The sequence below is a fragment of the Streptomyces axinellae genome (assembly GCF_039532135.1).
GTDB classification, from domain to species: Bacteria; Actinomycetota; Actinomycetes; order Streptomycetales; family Streptomycetaceae; genus Streptomyces; species Streptomyces axinellae.
Genome location: NZ_BAAARJ010000005.1, coordinates 256,457 through 272,205 on the forward strand (window position 1 = coordinate 256,457; position 15,749 = coordinate 272,205).

The 15,749-nt window shown below is 71.0% G+C and carries 13 protein-coding genes and 1 pseudogene; 11 read left to right on the forward strand and 3 right to left on the reverse strand.

Going from position 1 to position 15,749, the window contains the following annotated elements; genetic code table 11:
* Positions 1-467: 467 nt before the first annotated feature.
* Positions 468-1,301, reverse strand: coding sequence for an HAD family hydrolase (locus tag ABD339_RS09580; RefSeq protein WP_344564189.1), 834 nt, complete (start codon positions 1,299-1,301; stop codon positions 468-470).
* A 453-nt stretch (positions 1,302-1,754) separates the two neighbouring features.
* Between ABD339_RS09580 and ssd the strand changes: the two genes are divergently transcribed.
* The 7 genes and pseudogenes from ssd to ABD339_RS09615 form a co-directional block, all read left to right on the forward strand.
* Positions 1,755-2,939: a septum site-determining protein Ssd gene (gene ssd, locus ABD339_RS09585; RefSeq protein WP_344564191.1), complete on the forward strand. Its 1,185-nt coding sequence runs from the start codon at positions 1,755-1,757 to the stop codon at positions 2,937-2,939.
* A 92-nt stretch (positions 2,940-3,031) separates the two neighbouring features.
* Positions 3,032-4,276 (forward strand): TadA family conjugal transfer-associated ATPase, encoded by a 1,245-nt coding sequence (locus ABD339_RS09590; RefSeq protein ID WP_425575947.1) that lies wholly within the window; start codon positions 3,032-3,034, stop codon positions 4,274-4,276.
* 68 nt (positions 4,277-4,344) lie between these two features.
* Complete coding sequence (locus ABD339_RS09595; RefSeq protein WP_344564448.1) at positions 4,345-5,220, forward strand: type II secretion system F family protein; 876 nt, start codon at positions 4,345-4,347, stop codon at positions 5,218-5,220.
* Positions 5,217-6,173: a type II secretion system F family protein gene (locus tag ABD339_RS09600; RefSeq protein WP_344564193.1), complete on the forward strand. Its 957-nt coding sequence runs from the start codon at positions 5,217-5,219 to the stop codon at positions 6,171-6,173. Before ABD339_RS09595 ends, ABD339_RS09600 begins: the two co-directional genes overlap by 4 nt.
* Positions 6,174-6,262: 89 nt before the next feature.
* Positions 6,263-6,469 carry a DUF4244 domain-containing protein gene (locus ABD339_RS09605; protein WP_344564195.1) on the forward strand — a complete coding sequence of 69 codons (207 nt, stop codon included), beginning with the start codon at positions 6,263-6,265 and terminating at the stop codon, positions 6,467-6,469.
* 91 nt (positions 6,470-6,560) lie between these two features.
* Positions 6,561-7,001, forward strand: coding sequence for a TadE family type IV pilus minor pilin (locus ABD339_RS09610; protein WP_344564197.1), 441 nt, complete (start codon positions 6,561-6,563; stop codon positions 6,999-7,001).
* Positions 6,907-7,251 (forward strand): annotated as a pseudogene (locus tag ABD339_RS09615) (Rv3654c family TadE-like protein); the annotation flags it as partial. The gene ABD339_RS09610 and the pseudogene ABD339_RS09615, both read left to right, overlap by 95 nt.
* Before the next feature lie 281 nt (positions 7,252-7,532).
* Here ABD339_RS09615 and ABD339_RS09620 read toward each other — a convergent pair.
* Positions 7,533-10,127, reverse strand: a complete 2,595-nt coding sequence (locus tag ABD339_RS09620) for a DEAD/DEAH box helicase (protein WP_425575940.1) — start codon at positions 10,125-10,127, stop codon at positions 7,533-7,535.
* Positions 10,128-10,199: 72 nt separating this feature from the next.
* Between ABD339_RS09620 and bldG the strand changes: the two genes are divergently transcribed.
* A complete protein-coding gene (gene bldG / locus ABD339_RS09625; protein ID WP_016473000.1) occupies positions 10,200-10,541 on the forward strand; it encodes an anti-sigma factor antagonist BldG in 342 nt (113 codons plus the stop codon).
* A 139-nt stretch (positions 10,542-10,680) separates the two neighbouring features.
* Positions 10,681-11,241 (forward strand): ATP-binding protein, encoded by a 561-nt coding sequence (locus ABD339_RS09630; RefSeq protein WP_344564201.1) that lies wholly within the window; start codon positions 10,681-10,683, stop codon positions 11,239-11,241.
* Positions 11,242-11,389: 148 nt separating this feature from the next.
* On the opposite strand, the gene ABD339_RS09635 is transcribed toward ABD339_RS09630, so the two are convergent.
* Positions 11,390-12,241, reverse strand: a complete 852-nt coding sequence (locus ABD339_RS09635) for an SDR family oxidoreductase (protein WP_344564202.1) — start codon at positions 12,239-12,241, stop codon at positions 11,390-11,392.
* Positions 12,242-12,340: 99 nt separating this feature from the next.
* Between ABD339_RS09635 and ABD339_RS09640 the strand changes: the two genes are divergently transcribed.
* The gene (locus ABD339_RS09640; RefSeq protein WP_344564203.1) at positions 12,341-12,916 is read left to right on the forward strand and encodes a TetR/AcrR family transcriptional regulator; all 576 of its coding nucleotides are present in this window, start codon (positions 12,341-12,343) and stop codon (positions 12,914-12,916) included.
* A 418-nt stretch (positions 12,917-13,334) separates the two neighbouring features.
* The gene (locus ABD339_RS09645; RefSeq protein ID WP_344564204.1) at positions 13,335-15,734 is read left to right on the forward strand and encodes a sodium-translocating pyrophosphatase; all 2,400 of its coding nucleotides are present in this window, start codon (positions 13,335-13,337) and stop codon (positions 15,732-15,734) included.
* Positions 15,735-15,749 lie beyond the last annotated feature (15 nt).

The window sequence follows — 15,749 nt, forward strand, 5'->3', positions numbered from 1 at the left end:
CATGCCGTACGGGAGCCGTTTGGGCAGCGCCGCGTATTACCTCGGGGGAGCGCCATGCGGATGCTGAAGCGCTGTGCGGGGGCCTTTCGTGCCTTGTCCCGGGGCGGTGAAAACGGAAATGCGGCGGCACCGCCTCAGAGCGTATGCCGCCGCTGGCATGCCCAACGGGTTACCAGTGCGTGCTCCACTTTTCGTCCATCAGGACGGGACTTCGCCCGATTCCTGCTGGAACCTGCCCGATCGCGGGCTGTGCGTCGCGTGGGTGCCCGATGTTCATGCAATGCGGTCCGTGGGGCCTGTGCGTTCAACGGGATCCTCTCGGATGCCGCCGGTCTCGCGGGCCGTCAATTCCTTTGTACTCTCGACGGGCCTCAAGTGGAACCCCCGCCCGCAGTTCTTTACTTTTCTCTTCAAAAGCGGGTGTACAGCGCTAAATTGCCCGAGCCCGCTTGTATGCGGCGAAATCGCTAGAGGGCACGTACTGAGCGGCGATTGTTGAACCATACGAGGCCCGCCGCGGTCGCCGCGGCACCTATGGCGACGGCTGTGAGCGCCAGGGCGGGCCGGGACGGCATGGACAGCGAGGGTATGCGCTGTTTGAGCCGTACGGGCCGTGAGAAGGACAGCACGGGCCATTCGCGCGCGAGGGCCTCCTTGCGCAGTGGCCGGTCAGGGTTGACGGCGTGCGGATGCCCCACTGCCTCCAGCATCGGCAGGTCGGTCACGGAGTCGCTGTAGGCGTAGCAGCGCGCCAGGTCATAGCCCTCGGACCCGGCCAGTTCACGGATGGCCTCGGCCTTGGTCGGCCCGTAGGCGTAGTACTCGATCTCGCCGGTGAAGCGGCCGTTTTCGACCACCATCCGGGTCGCCACGACGCGGTCGGCGCCGATCATCTTGCCGATGGGCTCGACCACCTCGGAGCCCGAGGTGGAGACGATGACGACATCACGGCCGGCCATGTGGTGCTGCTCGATGAGCGAGGCCGCCTCGTCGTAGATGATGGGGTCGATCAGATCGTGGATGGTCTCGGCGACGATCTCCTTGACCTGTCCCACATCCCAGCCCCGGGCCAGCGCCGAGAGGTACTCACGCATCCGCTCCATCTGATCGTGATCGGCTCCGCCGAGGAGATATACGAACTGCGCGTAAGCGGTCCGTAGCACCGCGCGCCGATTGATCAGGCCACCTTGGTAGAAGGACTTGCCGAAGGTGAGCGTGCTCGACTTCGCAATGACCGTCTTGTCCAGATCGAAGAAGGCGGCTGTGCGGGGCATCGCTAGGTTTTCCACGACATCGAGCATAGGCGCCAACCATTCGGCGTAAGCTGGGGCGCGTGGGTTTGCCTGAGAAGGCTCTCGGGTACACCATGGAAGTCACGGATCGTTCGCGACCGTGCTAACCCGGCCCGACTCCTCCCCCCCCGAGTCGGCCGTGGGGACGACCCCCGCTCTCCCCCCCGGCGGGGGTCGTCGCATGTCCGGAGGTATCTCTTCGCCCTGGCCCCAGTCGGCCGGGGCTTTTTTGATCTCTCGGAGACGGACTCCGTGATTCCTCCGAGCTGTGACCGAGTGTAATCGTTTTGCTGCTCTCCGGCAGTCACCGGTTTGGGTGAGCGAGTTATTCACAGCTCCCCGGTTGTCCACAGTTTTGGACCATGATCCACAAGTTTTCCCGGTTCGCCGCACGGTGATTCCCGGCGTTGTCCGCAGGCGTTTGCGGACGCGAGTCGGCGCCGTGTGAAGGGGGTCGGGATCTTGGCTGAAAACGTGCTGATTGTCACCGAGGACGAGGAACTCCTCGATGACCTACTGCGACTGTGCGCAGCCGCCGGAGCCGAGGCGGAGGTCGCCCATGGTGCCCCCGCGAGCGGTGCCGGCTGGGCATCCTGGGGCGGCGCGGCCTCATGGGAGCGCGCCCCCCTGGTGCTGGTGGGGGACGACTGCGCCCGGGCGCCGGGCTTCGGCGGACAGGACGACACCCACGATCACCGCCACAGGCACCGCCACGGCGGGGCTGGGGCGGACAGCGGAGTGGCCCTGCGGCGGCCAGGAGTCCTGCTCGTCGGCAAGGACCTGGACGACTCGGGGGTGTGGGAGCGCGGAGCGCGGATCGGAGCCGAGGGCGTGGTGATGCTGCCCGACGCGGAGAGCTGGCTCACCGGCCGCATCGCTGACGCCTCCGAGGAGATGGGCCGCCCGGCGCTGACCGTCGGTGTGATCGGCGGCAGGGGTGGGGCCGGAGCCTCCACGCTCGCGTGCGCCCTGGCGGTCACGGCGGCGCGCGAGGGGGAGCGCACGATGCTGATCGACGGCGATCCGCTCGGCGGCGGCCTCGATGTCCTGCTCGGCGGCGAGCGCGCCGAGGGGCTGCGCTGGCCGGCCTTCGCGGAATCGCGGGGTCGGGTGGGCGGCGCGGCGCTCGCCGAGTCGCTGCCCCGGCTGCACGACTTGAGCGTGCTCAGCTGGGACCGTGGCGAGACCGCGCTGATCCCCGCCGACGCGATGAAGTCCGTGCTGTGCGCGGCCCGTCGGCGTGGCGGCGTGGTCGTCGTCGATCTGCCCCGCCAGATGGACGAGACGGTGGCCGAAGCACTGGTCCAACTCGACCTCGGGCTCGCCGTCGTCCCGGCCGAGTTGCGAGCCGTGGCGGCGGCCCACCGGATGGTCACCCGGGTGCAGCTGGTGGTGCGCGACCTGCGGGCCGTTGTGCGCGCCCCAGGCGGCCCCGACGCAGAGCGCGGCTATGGCTCCGGGCTGGACGACGAGGAGGTCGCGCGGCTGCTCGGTCTGCCACTGGTCGGAGAACTGCCCTGGGAACGTGGCCTGTTGGAGAGCGTTGACAAGGGGCTGCCGCCCGGCTTCGCGAAGGACGGGGCCCTCGCCCGTTTCTGCCGCGAGTTCTGGGCGCGGGTGCTCAGCGGGGGAGAGGTGACCGCGTGAGTTTCCTGGAATTCTCCGGCACGGGCAGCCGTCCCGAGACCGCAGGCAGGGAAGAGCGGGCCGGGCACCGGATCGGCGGCTCGGGCGCGAACTTGTTGGACGTTGTACGGCGCAGCCTCGCCGAATCAGGGGCCGAGCCCACCCCTGCCAGGGTCGCGGCGGCGCTGCGCGCCCAGGGCCGGCTGTTGGGGGACAGCGCGGTACTGGGGGTGGTCGAGGCCCTCCGCTCCGAACTCGTCGGCGCGGGGCCCTTGGAGGCCCTCCTCGCAGACCCGGAGGTCACCGATGTGCTGGTGACCGCACCCGACCAGGTGTGGGTCGATCGGGGCCGAGGTCTGGAGCGCACCCGGGTGCGCTTCCCCGACGCCGCCGCCGTCCGCAGGCTCGCACAGCGGCTGGCGACCTCGGCGGGCAGGCGGCTGGATGACGCACGGCCCTGGGTGGACGCCCGGCTGCCGGACGGCACGCGGCTGCACGCGGTGCTGCCGCCGGTCGCTGTCGGATCGACCTGCCTGTCTCTGCGGGTGGTGCGGCACCGTGCCTTCGGGCTCGGGGAACTGGTGGCGGCGGGCACGGTGCCGCCCGGCGGCGAGCGGCTGCTGCGCGCCATGCTGGATGCCCGGCTCTCCTTCATGATCAGCGGCGGCACCGGCTCGGGGAAGACGACACTGCTGTCCACGCTGCTGGGGCTGGTCGGCCCCGCCGAGCGCATCGTGCTCGCCGAGGACTCCGCCGAACTGCGCCCCGACCACCCGCACGTGGTGCGACTGGAGGCCCGGCCCGCCAACCAAGAGGGCGTGGGCCGCGTGGAGTTGCGCGACCTGGTGCGGCAGGCCCTCCGGATGCGCCCCGACCGGCTGGTCGTCGGCGAGGTGCGGGGAGCCGAGGTCACCGACCTGCTGGCCGCGCTGAACACCGGCCACGAGGGCGGCTGCGGAACCGTGCACGCCAACGCCGCGGACGATGTTCCCGCCCGTCTGGAAGCGCTCGGGACGACCGCCGGGCTCGACAGGGCAGCCTTGCACAGCCAGTTGGCCGCCGCACTCGATGTGGTGGTGCACCTGGTACGGGGGCGCTCCGGGAAACGGCGCATCGCGCAGATCCACGTGCTGGAGCGGGACCGGAACGGGCTGGTGACGACTGTCCCCGCGGCCGTATGGCAGGGCACGGAGAACCCGGCCGTCAGGCGGAGCGCCGGATTCGTCAAGGAGCGCGGCTGGGAGCGGCTCGAACTGCTCTGCGCGAGGGGCGCACCGCCCGGCCCCGCCGAACCCCGCACCCGGCCGGGCGATATCGCCGGTGGCCCTCGGTCCGGCACGAGCAGGAGGAGCGCGTGATCACGGCGACGACGGGCACCTTGCTGCCCGGCACGGAATCGGCGGTCGTCTCTTCGGCCTATGCGGCGATGGCCTGCGCCGGAGCCGCGGCGTGGTTGATGACCGGACGCGACGACGGGGCGAGCCGGGCCCGGCTGCTGCTGGCCGGTGCCGGTGAGACGCCGGGTCCACGCCGCGTGTTCGAGCCGCCCGGCTGGCTTCGGGACCTTACGGAGGGCGTGCGCGCCCGGTTCGGGGTGCGCCTGGGCCGTGCCTGGTGGTGCCTGCCCGCGGCCGTGCTGCTGGCGGTGCTGGGCAGGTCCTGGATTCCGCTGGCCGCCGGACTCGCGGCGGCGCCGCTGGTGCGCGGATGGCTGTCCAGGAACGAGGCGGGACGAGCGGCGCTCGACCGGGAGGCGGCCGTGATCGAGCTGTGTGCCGCGGTCGCGGGCGAGCTGCGTGCCGGGCGACAGCCCGACGCGGCGCTGCTGGCGGGGGATGCCGCCGTGGTCCGGCGCTTCGGAGACGCGGGCTCGGCAGCGCTGGCGGCAGCGCGGTTCGGCGGCGATGTGCCGGGCGCGCTGCGCGAGGCGGCACGCGAGCCGGGCGCCGAGGGCCTTGCCGGGGTCGCGGCCTGCTGGCAGGTGGCCATCGAGGGCGGTGCGGGGCTGGCCGAGGGCCTGGACCGGGTGGCCGGCGCACTGCGCGCGGCCCGGGACCAACGGGAGGACCTGCGGGCCCAGTTGGCGGGCCCGCGCTCCACGGCCTTCGTCCTGGCCCTGCTCCCCGTCTTCGGGCTGCTGCTCGGTTCGGCCATGGACGCTGACCCCTTGAAGGTGCTGCTGCACAGTCCCGCCGGGCTCGCCTGCCTGGTGGTGGGGGCCGCGCTGGAGGGTGCCGGGCTGGCCTGGGTGGCCTGGATCGTCCGCAGGGCGGAGGGCGCGAACAGGAGCCTGAAGGCATGAGGGCGCTGGATGGGGCTCTGTGGCCGGAGTGGCTCGCGGCCTCCGGGCCGGCGGCCGGGCTGGGGGCTGCCGGACTGGGAGCGGGCGGACTTGTCCCCAGGGTGTGGATGTGGGTGTCGGTACTGTCGGCCGCGGGGTGCGTGACCGGGGTAGTGGTGGCGCTACGCGGCGAGTCAGGTGTACGCAGACGGGCGCTGGGGCTGTTCGACGGCGCTCCCGCGGTGGCGAGCGTATGGGCGGACGCGAGGGCGCGGTGGAGAGCCGCGCCGGGCCGGGGCCGGGGGTGGGGACGGCAGGAAGGGCCGGCCTCCGGTCCCAAGTCGGCGCGCGGCTGGGAGCAGTGGCTGCGCGAGAGAAGGGTGCTGGAGCGAGCCGGGGTGCTGAGCGCCGGAATGCTGGGAGCGCAACTGGTCGGAGGCGGATTCGGGCTGCTCGTTGGCGTGGTGGCCGCGGGGAGCGTGTGGCGGTGGTTGAGAGGGCGCTCGCTGGCCGGGGAGAGCGACGACGCCGACGAGAGGACCGCGCGGGAGCAACTCCCGCTCGCGGCAGACCTGATGGCCGCCTGCCTGGCGGCCGGAGCGGGGCCGGAACGGGCCTCGGAAGCCGTGGGCGGCTCACTGGGCGGGCCCTTGGGCGAGCGCCTGACGAGCGCGGCGACCGAGCTGCGGCTCGGGGCCGAACCTGACGCGGTGTGGGGGCGGTTCGCGAAGCGGCCCTGGGGCGAGGAGTTCGCCCGGTGCATGGAGCGGGCGGGAACGGCCGGGGTCCCGGCGGTGGAGTCTGTGACCCGGCTGGCCACCGAGCTGCGCGGTCGTGAGGCGCGTGCGGCGACCGGCCGGGCAAGGAGAGCGGCGGTACAGGTCACCGGACCGCTGGGGCTGTGCTTCTTGCCCGCGTTCCTGGTGATCGGAGTGGTCCCCGTGGTGCTGGGGCTCGCGAAGTCGCTGTGGTGAGACGGCCACTTGGCGGGTGGACGGCTCGGTGGGGACGACTCGGCGAGGAGGCGACTGAAGTGCTGGACCGAAGGAGGGAGAGGGAAGCGATGTTCACGAAGGTTCGCAACTTGTGGCAGAGGGCGCGCGAGGCGCGGAGGAGGGCTGGGGACAGGGGAATGAGCACGGCCGAGTACGCGGTAGGGACCCTGGCGGCGGTCATGCTGGCGACCGTGCTCTACAAGATCGTCTCCAGCGGTGCGGTCAGTGACGAGATGCGAGGGCTCATCATGCGGGCCCTCAGCGGACCGTTCTGAGGAGGCGGCCGTGCACGGGGGTTTGCGGAGACGACAAGGGCAGTGCGGGGTCCGGAGAAGGCGGCGGGACGAGGCCCGGTACGAGGGCACGGTGGCGGGACGGCGCGGCCGGTGGGCAGCGGACCTGAGCGCGGGCTATGTGACCGCTGAGGCCGCAGTGGTGATCCCGGCGCTGGTGCTGCTGATGGCGGGCCTGTTGTGGGGCCTGATGGCGGCGGTTGTGCGTATCCAGTGTGTGGACGCGGCGCGGGCCGGAGCGCGGGCCGCCGCACGTGGGGAGCCCGTATCGACGGTGCAGAACGCGGTGCGGTCTGCGGCTTCGGGCGCCCGTACCCAGGTGGCCAGAGAAGGCGAGTTGGTGCGGGTGGTGGTGCGGGTGCGGACCGCTGGTCCGGGGCCGCTCACAGTGCAGCTGAAGTCGGAGGCGGTGGCGCTGAATGAGAGGAGCGCGGGTGACGGGACCGGAGCCGGAGCCGGGGAGAAGGCGGAAGCCGGGGACGAGAGCGCGGTTGTGGCGCGCGGGGGACCGTGACCGGGGTTCGGCCTCGGTGTGGGGCGCGCTGGCCGCGCTGGCGCTGTGCTCCGTGTTCGGCGGGGTGCTCGCGCTGGGCCAGGCCGTGACCGTTCACCACCGGGCCGGCGCGGCGGCCGACCTGGCGGCGCTCGCCGCCGCCGACCGTGCGCTGTACGGCGAGGTGAGAGCTTGCGCGACGGCTCGACGAGTAGCGCGGGCCCAGGACGCGCGGGTGGCACGGTGCGCGGTCCGCGGTCAGGTCGCGGACCTGGACGTGCGCACGCGCTGGGGGCCGTTGGCCTCCCGGGCGCGGTCCCGCGCAGGCCCGGCGCGCGCCGACGGAACCGGCTCGGTCCCGGGAGGCGGCACGGACGCAGCGGACAGCACCGGGCATGGAGGGGCGAGCCGGGAGTGCCGCGCGGGCCGCTGCGAAGATACCGAGCCGCAGGTCGGCAAGGCCGCCCGTGCGGTTAGCGAGACCCCCGGCCAGTCGCCGGAGGCCAAGGCGACGCAGAGGTGCGCAGAGCGGAGGAGCGCAGGGCAGAGGCGTCAAGGCGCGGACTTGAGGAGTTCGGTGAGCACACGGACGGCGCCGCGCTTGTGGAGCGGGTCATTGGCGTTGCCGCACTTGGGGGACTGGATGCAGGAGGGACAGCCCGCCTCGCATTCGCAGGCGGCGATGGCGTCGCGGGTCGCAGTCAGCCATTCCCTGGCGGTGTGGAAGGCCCGCTCGGCGAAGCCCGCGCCGCCCGGCTGGCCGTCATAGACGAACACCGTGGGAAGGAGGGTGTCGGGATGCAGGGCGATGGAGACGCCGCCGATGTCCCAGCGGTCGCAGGTCGCGAACAGCGGCAGGATTCCGATGGCGGCGTGCTCCGCCGCGTGCAGGGCGCCGGCGAGGATCTCCGGGTTGATCCGGGCGGCATCGAGCTGGTCCTCGGTGACCGTCCACCACACGGCGCGGGTGCGCAGCGTGCGGGGAGGCAGGTCCAGTTTCGTCTCGCCGAGGACCTCGCCGGTCATCAGGCGCCGCCGCAGATAGGAGACGACCTGGTTGGTGACCTCGACCGAGCCGAAGCACAGCCTGGCCTCACCCCAGGGAACCTCCTGGTCGGTCTCCAGGATGGCCAGCGAGGTGGTGTCCCGGGCCATCGTCGTCCACGGCGGGCTGGCCTCCTCGACGAGTGCGGCCGAATCCTCCAGATCGAGCCTGCGCACCACATAGGTGCGGCCCTGGTGGAGGTGGACGGCACCGTCGTGGACGGTCGTGTGCGCGGCGGAGGCATCGACGGTGCCCAGCAGTCTGCCCGTGTCCTCCTCCACGACCTGGACGGGCCGGCCCCCGCCGCCACGGATGTCGGTGAGATCGGCGGCGCGTTCCTTGCGGGTCCAGTGCCAGGACGAGCCCCGGCGACGGAGCAGCTTGCGCTCTTCGAGCTTGCGGACGAGCTGGCCGGTCTCCGGTCCGAAGAGGGTGAAGTCGGCCTCGGTGAGCGGGATCTCGGCTGCGGCTGCGCAGAGGTGGGGCGCGAGCACATACGGGTTGTGCGGGTCGAGAACGGTGGACTCGACGGGGGTCTGGAAGAGAGATTCGGGGTGATGTACGAGGTAGGTGTCCAGCGGCTCGTCGCGGGCCACCAAAATGGCCAGCGCTCCCTGACCGGCCCGTCCGGCACGCCCGGCCTGCTGCCAGAACGAGGCACGGGTGCCCGGATATCCCGTGATGAGGACGGCGTCGAGCCCTGAGATGTCGATGCCCAGTTCGAGGGCATTGGTGGCGGCCAGCCCCAGCAGCTCACCGGTGTGGAGAGCGCGCTCCAAGGCCCGCCGTTCCTCGGGGAGGTAGCCGCCGCGGTAGGCGGCGATCCGCGCCGACAGCCCTCCGCCCCGCCCGGTGCCGGGCGGGGCGCTCGGGACGCGGGGGGCCGGGATGTCGGCCGGAGCGTCGGCGGAGGTGCTGGCCGGCGGATTGGCCGAGGCGTTGGCGAGGCGCTCCTGCGCGATGAGGGAGACCAGTTCGGCCCCGCGCCGGGAGCGTACGAAGGCGACGGTGCGCACGTCCTGGAGCGCGAGGTCGGTGAGCAGCTCGGCGGTCTCAGCGGTGGCGGTGCGGCGCACGGGCGCGCCGCGTTCGCCCTCCAGTTCGGTCAGCGGCGGCTCCCACAGGGCGAGGACCGTCTCACCGCGGGGCGAGGTGTCCTCGGTGATCTCGACGGGCCGCACACCGGTGAGCCGGGCCGCGCCCTCGCCGGGTGCGGCGGCGGTGGCCGAGGCGAGGAGGAAGACGGGGGAGGCGCCGTAGCGGGCGCACAGCCTGCGCAGTCGGCGGACGACCTGAGCGACGTGCGAGCCGAAGACTCCCCGGTAGGTGTGGCATTCGTCGATGACGACGTAGCGCAGAGCGCGCAGGAAGGAGGACCAGCGGGCGTGGCCGGGCAGGATGCCGCGGTGGAGCATGTCCGGGTTGGTGAGGACGTAGTTGGCGTACAGCCTCACCCACTCGCGCTCCTCGACGGGAGTGTCACCGTCGAAGACCGCGGGGCGTACCGCTGTGCCGAGGGGGCGGGCGAGCTCGGTGACGGCGCGGCGCTGGTCGGCGGCGAGGGCCTTGGTGGGGGCCAGGTACAGCGCGGTGGTACCCCGGCCGTTGGGCGCCTCGGAGCCGTCGAGCAGGTGGCTGAGGACCGGAACGAGGTAGGAGAGGGATTTCCCGGAGGCCGTGCCCGTGGCGATGATCACGGATTCGCCCGCCACGGCGTGGGCGGCGGCCTGCGCCTGGTGTTCCCAGGGTCGCTCGATACCCGCACCGCGCACGGCCTCGATCACTTCTGGCCGGATCTGGTCGGGCCATTCTGCATGGCGACCGTTCCGCGGGGGCAAGTGCTCCGTATGGGTGATGCGCCCAGCGCGGTCCGCCCCCCTGGCGAGACGATCGAGCACGTCGCGAGGGTTGCCGCGGGAAGCCGAGCGCCCAGGCTCGGCTCGCGGGCGTACGCTCGCGGACCGGGTGTGCTGTTCGTTGGCCATCGGTACCGAGTGTGTCACTGGCGAGACGGACAATGGCCGCAAGGCGTCGTACTCCCCTGCTGGTAAGTGATTGAATGCCTCTGCGGCTGCCGATCCGTCCCCTGCCTTTGGGGGCACCTCCCTCCGTCAGGCAGGGGGGAGGGAGAACCGAGGGGGCTGACCGCTCGATAGCAAGGTGCTGGAGGATCCGTGGACCTGTCCCTGTCGACCCGTACCGTAGGCGATCGCACGATCGTCGAGGTCGGGGGCGAGATTGATGTATACACCGCGCCCAAGCTGCGGGAGCAGCTTGTCGAGCTCGTGAACGACGGCAGTTACCACCTCGTCGTGGACATGGAGGGGGTCGATTTCCTCGACTCCACCGGCCTGGGTGTGCTCGTCGGCGGGCTCAAGCGGGTGCGTGCCCATGAGGGCTCCCTGCGTCTGGTGTGCAATCAGGAGCGCATTCTCAAGATCTTCCGTATCACTGGTCTGACCAAGGTGTTCCCGATTCATTCGTCCGTCGACGAGGCCGTAGCGGCCACCGACTGAGGTACCGGAGCCGCTGTCCGCCCTACCTGGGCGGGCGGCGGCGGACCGGCTGACGACTGGAACGCGGTCGCTGGGGTCCGGCTCTCCGAGTCCCCGGGCGCGGGCCCCGCAGACACACTGGGAAGACCGAGGGGGATGGATGGCCACCGTAGAGCTGCTCTTCAGCGCGCTGCCGGAGCATGTCCGGACGGCGAGGCTGGTGGCCGCCGCCGTGGCGCGGCGCGCCGGGGTGGACGAAGCAGTGCTCGACGAGGTCAGGCTGGCCGTCGGTGAGGCGTGCACGCGTGCCGTCGGGCTCCATATGAGCAATGGCGTGGACAGCCCGGTGCGGGTGTCGCTGATCGAGGACGAGAAGAAGTTCTCCATCGAGGTCGGTGACGAGGCGCCGCACCCGCGCTTCACGATGCCCGGGGACACCCTGGGTGCTCCTACGGCATCGGGGAACGGTTCCGGGTCGGCCAATGGTTCGGGTTCCGGTGCCGGCGGCACCGGCGAGGGGCTGGTGGAGGCCGAGGGCGCGTTGATGCCGGGCGCGCGGAACGAGATTCCCGAGCCGGTCGCCGAAGAGGACGAGGGCGACGGCGAGATGGGGCTCGCGGTGATCAGCGGGCTCGTCGATGACGTCGAGGTCTCGGCCGACGAGAACGGCGGCGTGATCCGGATGAGCTGGCCCACCACCCCCGAGCCCGTCCTTCCTTGACGCTCGACGTCTGACGTACTGACGCCTGGGGCACTGATACCTGGCGTCTTATGCGCTGATAGGCGGCGTCTGACGTGCTGCTGCCGGATGTCCTGACATCTGACGCCTGAACATCCGCCGACTACGGCGTGCTGGTTTTGCGGGTGTCTCAGTCGGTGAAGGAGACCGAGCCGGCGAGATCCTTTTGGGCTTCGAGCGCGGTCAGACGCTCGGTGAGTGCCGCGTGGACGGCGCCGTAGGTGTCGGAGCCGAGGGGCAGGCGCAGCGGCGGGCTCGGGTGGCGGGTCGTGGCGTAGACGGCGGCGGCGAGCTTGGCCGGGTCTCCGGTGAAGTCGCTCTCGTCGGCGCTCTCCAGGTACCGCCGGGCCCGGCCGACGGCATTGTCGCGGTAGGCGGCCGTCTCGGTGGTGTAGTTCAGGGCCGAGGCGAAACCGGTGCGGGTGGCACCCGGCTCGACCAGGGTGAGATGGATGCCGAAGTCGGAGACTTCGCGACTGACGCTCTCGGTGAAGCCCTCCAGTCCCCACTTTCCCGCGTGGTAGGAGCTGTGCGTCGGGATGCCGACCTGGCCGCCCACACTGGAGATCTGGATGATCCTGCCGCCGCCCTGTTCGCGCATCGGCCGCAGGAAGGCCCGGGTGATCATCATCGGTGCGACGAGGAGCACCTCGATCTGGTCGCGGATCTGCCCGGCGGTCATCTCCTCCGCGGCGCCCACCACCGCGTACCCGGCGTTGTTGACCACGATGTCCACCGGCCCCGACCGGAGAGCCCCGCTGACCACCTGTTCCACGTCGGAGGGCCGGGTGAGGTCGAGGATCTGGACGGTCAGCCGGTCGCCGTACCTCTCGTGCAGGTCTTGCAGCGCTGCCGGGCGGCGGACCGTGGCCGTGACGTGGTCGCCGTTGCGGAGGGCGTGCTCGGTGAGGTGGCGGCCCAGGCCGCCGGAGGCGCCGGTGATGAACCAGCGGCGTACGGCCTTCTCGGCGGGAGCGGGCATGGGGGTCTCCTGGAGTAAAGTGTTACCGGAATCCGTTCCGCTTAAAGTTAAACGGAACGGATTCCGGAAGGCAACCGGAGCGATCCCGGAGGAGCACGCGTGCCCGCCACCCCCCGCCGCACCAGGAGCGACGCGCTGCAGAACCGGGAGCGCCTGCTGGAGGTCGCCGCCCAGGTTTTCGCCGAGCGGGGGCTGGATACCGCGCCCGCCGCCATCGCCAAGCAGGCGGGCGTCGGGGTCGGCACGCTCTATCGGCACTTCCCGACCCGCGAAGTCCTCATCGACGCCGCCTACCGGCGCCAGCTCACGCATGTGTGCGAGAAGGTGAACGCCCTCCTCGCCCAGCACCCGGCCGCCGAGGCCACCCGGCGGTGGATGGAGCACTTCATTCAGTACGCGACGGCCAAGAGCGGTATGTCCGAAGCGCTCAATGCGGTCATCGCCTCCGGAATGGACCCGTACTCGGACAGCCGTGCGCTCCTGACGGACGCCGTCGCCACCCTCCTCGCGGCCGGTGCCCGGGACGGCAGCCTGCGGACCGACGTCACCCCCGACAACGTCCTGCTTCTCATGGGCGGCATCGCCTACTCCGTGCAGCACGGCACCGAAGAGCAGGCCCGTCCGCTCGTCGAGCTCTTCATGGACGCGCTGAGCAAGGGGGCGGCCGGGAGCTGAACTCCGGCCCCCGGGCCCCTGGTGGGTGCGTCCAGGGGTGATCGATTCCGGGCCCCGTGCCGACGGTCCGCGCCATGTGCCCGGCGTGCTTGCGGTGGGCTTTTTTGATCTTCGGTGCGGATTCCGCCGCCCCTCCCGCATGTTTTTCGATCTTCGTCGTTCATTACTGACCAGGGGTTATTCCGGTCCTCTTGATCGTTCGAGAGATCATTTCTTCGGCGTCAGTTGAATTTGCGGCTTCCCTCGTGCGAGCGAATTGGCAGCTTCATGCGCGGCTGATCTTCGCTGTTCGGGGCGAATTCCCGCTGCTGCGCTCTGTTTTGATCTAGTGGCGCTCCCTACAATCCGTCCACATCTTTGCAGCAGGACGCCTGAGCGTGCTTGCGCGCGCCCATGTGCCAAACGTCAAGGAGGACGAATGGCGGGGCATATCAGCCCACTTCAGAACCCCCAGCACCTCGCTGACGCCGCAGAACTGACCAGTGGCAACCGGGGACTCGCGATCGTGATCGCGGTCGTCGCGCTGGCAGCGCTCGGCGTCGCCGTGGTGCTGGTACGACAAGTGCTCGCCGCCGGCGAAGGCACCGACAGCATGAAGAAGATCGCTTCGGCCGTGCAGGAGGGCGCCAACGCCTACCTCGCGCGGCAGCTGCGCACCCTCGGCGTATTCGCGGTCGTTGTTTTCTTCCTGCTCATGCTGCTGCCCGCCGACGATATGAAACAGCGGATCGGCCGGTCACTGTTCTTCCTGGTCGGTGCCGCTTTCTCGGCGGCCACCGGCTATATCGGTATGTGGCTCGCGGTGCGCAGCAATGTACGAGTGGCGGCTGCGGCGCGTGAGGCGACCCCGGCGGAAGGGGAACCCGCCGCCGACCTGACCACCGTTTCGCACAAAGCGATGAAGATCGCTTTCCGTACGGGCGGGGTCGTCGGCATGTTCACCGTCGGCCTCGGGCTGCTCGGCGCCGCGTGCGTCGTGCTCGTCTACGCGGCCGACGCGCCCAAGGTGCTGGAGGGCTTCGGTCTCGGCGCCGCGCTGATCGCGATGTTCATGAGGGTCGGCGGCGGCATCTTCACCAAGGCCGCCGACGTCGGCGCCGACCTCGTGGGCAAGGTCGAACAGGGCATCCCCGAGGACGACCCGCGCAACGCCGCCACCATCGCGGACAACGTGGGCGACAACGTCGGCGACTGCGCCGGTATGGCGGCCGACTTGTTCGAGTCCTACGCGGTCACGCTGGTGGCCGCGCTGATCCTCGGTACCGCCGTCTTCGGCGACTCGGGGCTCGTCTTCCCGCTGATCGTTCCGGCGATCGGCGTGCTCACGGCGATGATCGGCGTCTTCGCCGTCGCGCCTCGCCGGTCGGACCGCAGCGGGATGACCGCGATCAACCGGGGCTTCTTCATCTCGGCCGTGATCTCGCTGGTGCTGGTGGCCGTCGCCGCCTTCGCGTACCTGCCGTCCAGCTACGCGGACCTCAAGGGTGTCGCGGGCGAGAACGCCCAGGACATCCTCGGCCACGACGGGGACCCGCGGGTGATGGCCATCGTCGCCGTCGCCATCGGCATCGTCCTGGCGGCGCTGATCCAGCAGCTGACCGGATACTTCACCGAAACCACCCGCAAGCCGGTACGCGACATCGGCAGGACCTCGCTCACGGGGCCCGCGACCGTCGTGCTGTCCGGGATCTCGCTCGGCCTGGAATCGGCCGTCTACACGGCCCTCCTGATCGGTCTCAGCGTCTACGGGGCCTTCCTGCTCGGCGGCGGCACGGTGATGCTGGCGCTGTTCGCGGTGGCGCTCGCGGGCACCGGCCTGCTGACGACCGTCGGCGTGATCGTGGCCATGGACACCTTCGGGCCGGTATCCGACAACGCGCAGGGCATCGCGGAGATGTCCGGCGACGTCGAGGGCGCGGGCGCCCAGGTGCTCACCGACCTGGACGCGGTGGGCAACACCACCAAGGCCATCACCAAGGGCATCGCCATCGCCACGGCCGTGCTCGCCGCCGCCGCGCTCTTCGGGTCGTACCGCACCGAGCTGGCCAAGGCGCTGGACGGCGCGGACCAGAGCGCCGGCAAGATGCTGGAGCTGGTGGACATCGCGCAGCCCAGCACGCTGGTCGGGCTGATGCTGGGGGCGGCGGTGGTCTTCCTCTTCTCGGGCCTGGCCATCAGCGCCGTCTCCCGGTCGGCCGGTTCGGTGGTCTACGAGGTGCGGCGGCAGTTCCGGGAGCGTCCCGGGATCATGGATTACAGCGAACAGCCCGAATACGGGCGCGTCGTGGACATCTGCACCAAGGACGCCCTGCGCGAGCTGACCACCCCGGGACTGCTCGCCGTGATGTCGCCCATCTTCGTGGGCTTCACCTTCGGGGTGGGCGCCCTGGCGGCGTTCTTGGCCGGTGCGATCGGCGCGGGCACGCTGATGGCGGTCTTCCTCGCGAACTCGGGCGGCGCCTGGGACAACGCGAAGAAGCTGGTCGAGGACGGTCATCACGGCGGAAAGGGCAGCGAGGCCCACGCGGCCACCGTGATCGGCGACACCGTCGGTGACCCGTTCAAGGACACCGCGGGCCCCGCGATCAACCCGCTGCTGAAGGTCATGAACCTGGTGGCGCTGCTGATCGCGCCCGCCGTGGTGCAGTTCAGCTTCGGCGCGGACAGCAGCGTGGGTGTGCGGGTCGTGGTCGCGGCGGTCTCCGTCGTGGTCATCGTCGGCGCCGTATACATCTCCAAGCGGCGCGGGATCGCCGTTGGTGAGGAAGGCAACACCGATCGGGTGGCGAAGCCCTCCGATCCAGTGGCCGCCTCCTAGCCGGAACGCGGCGTA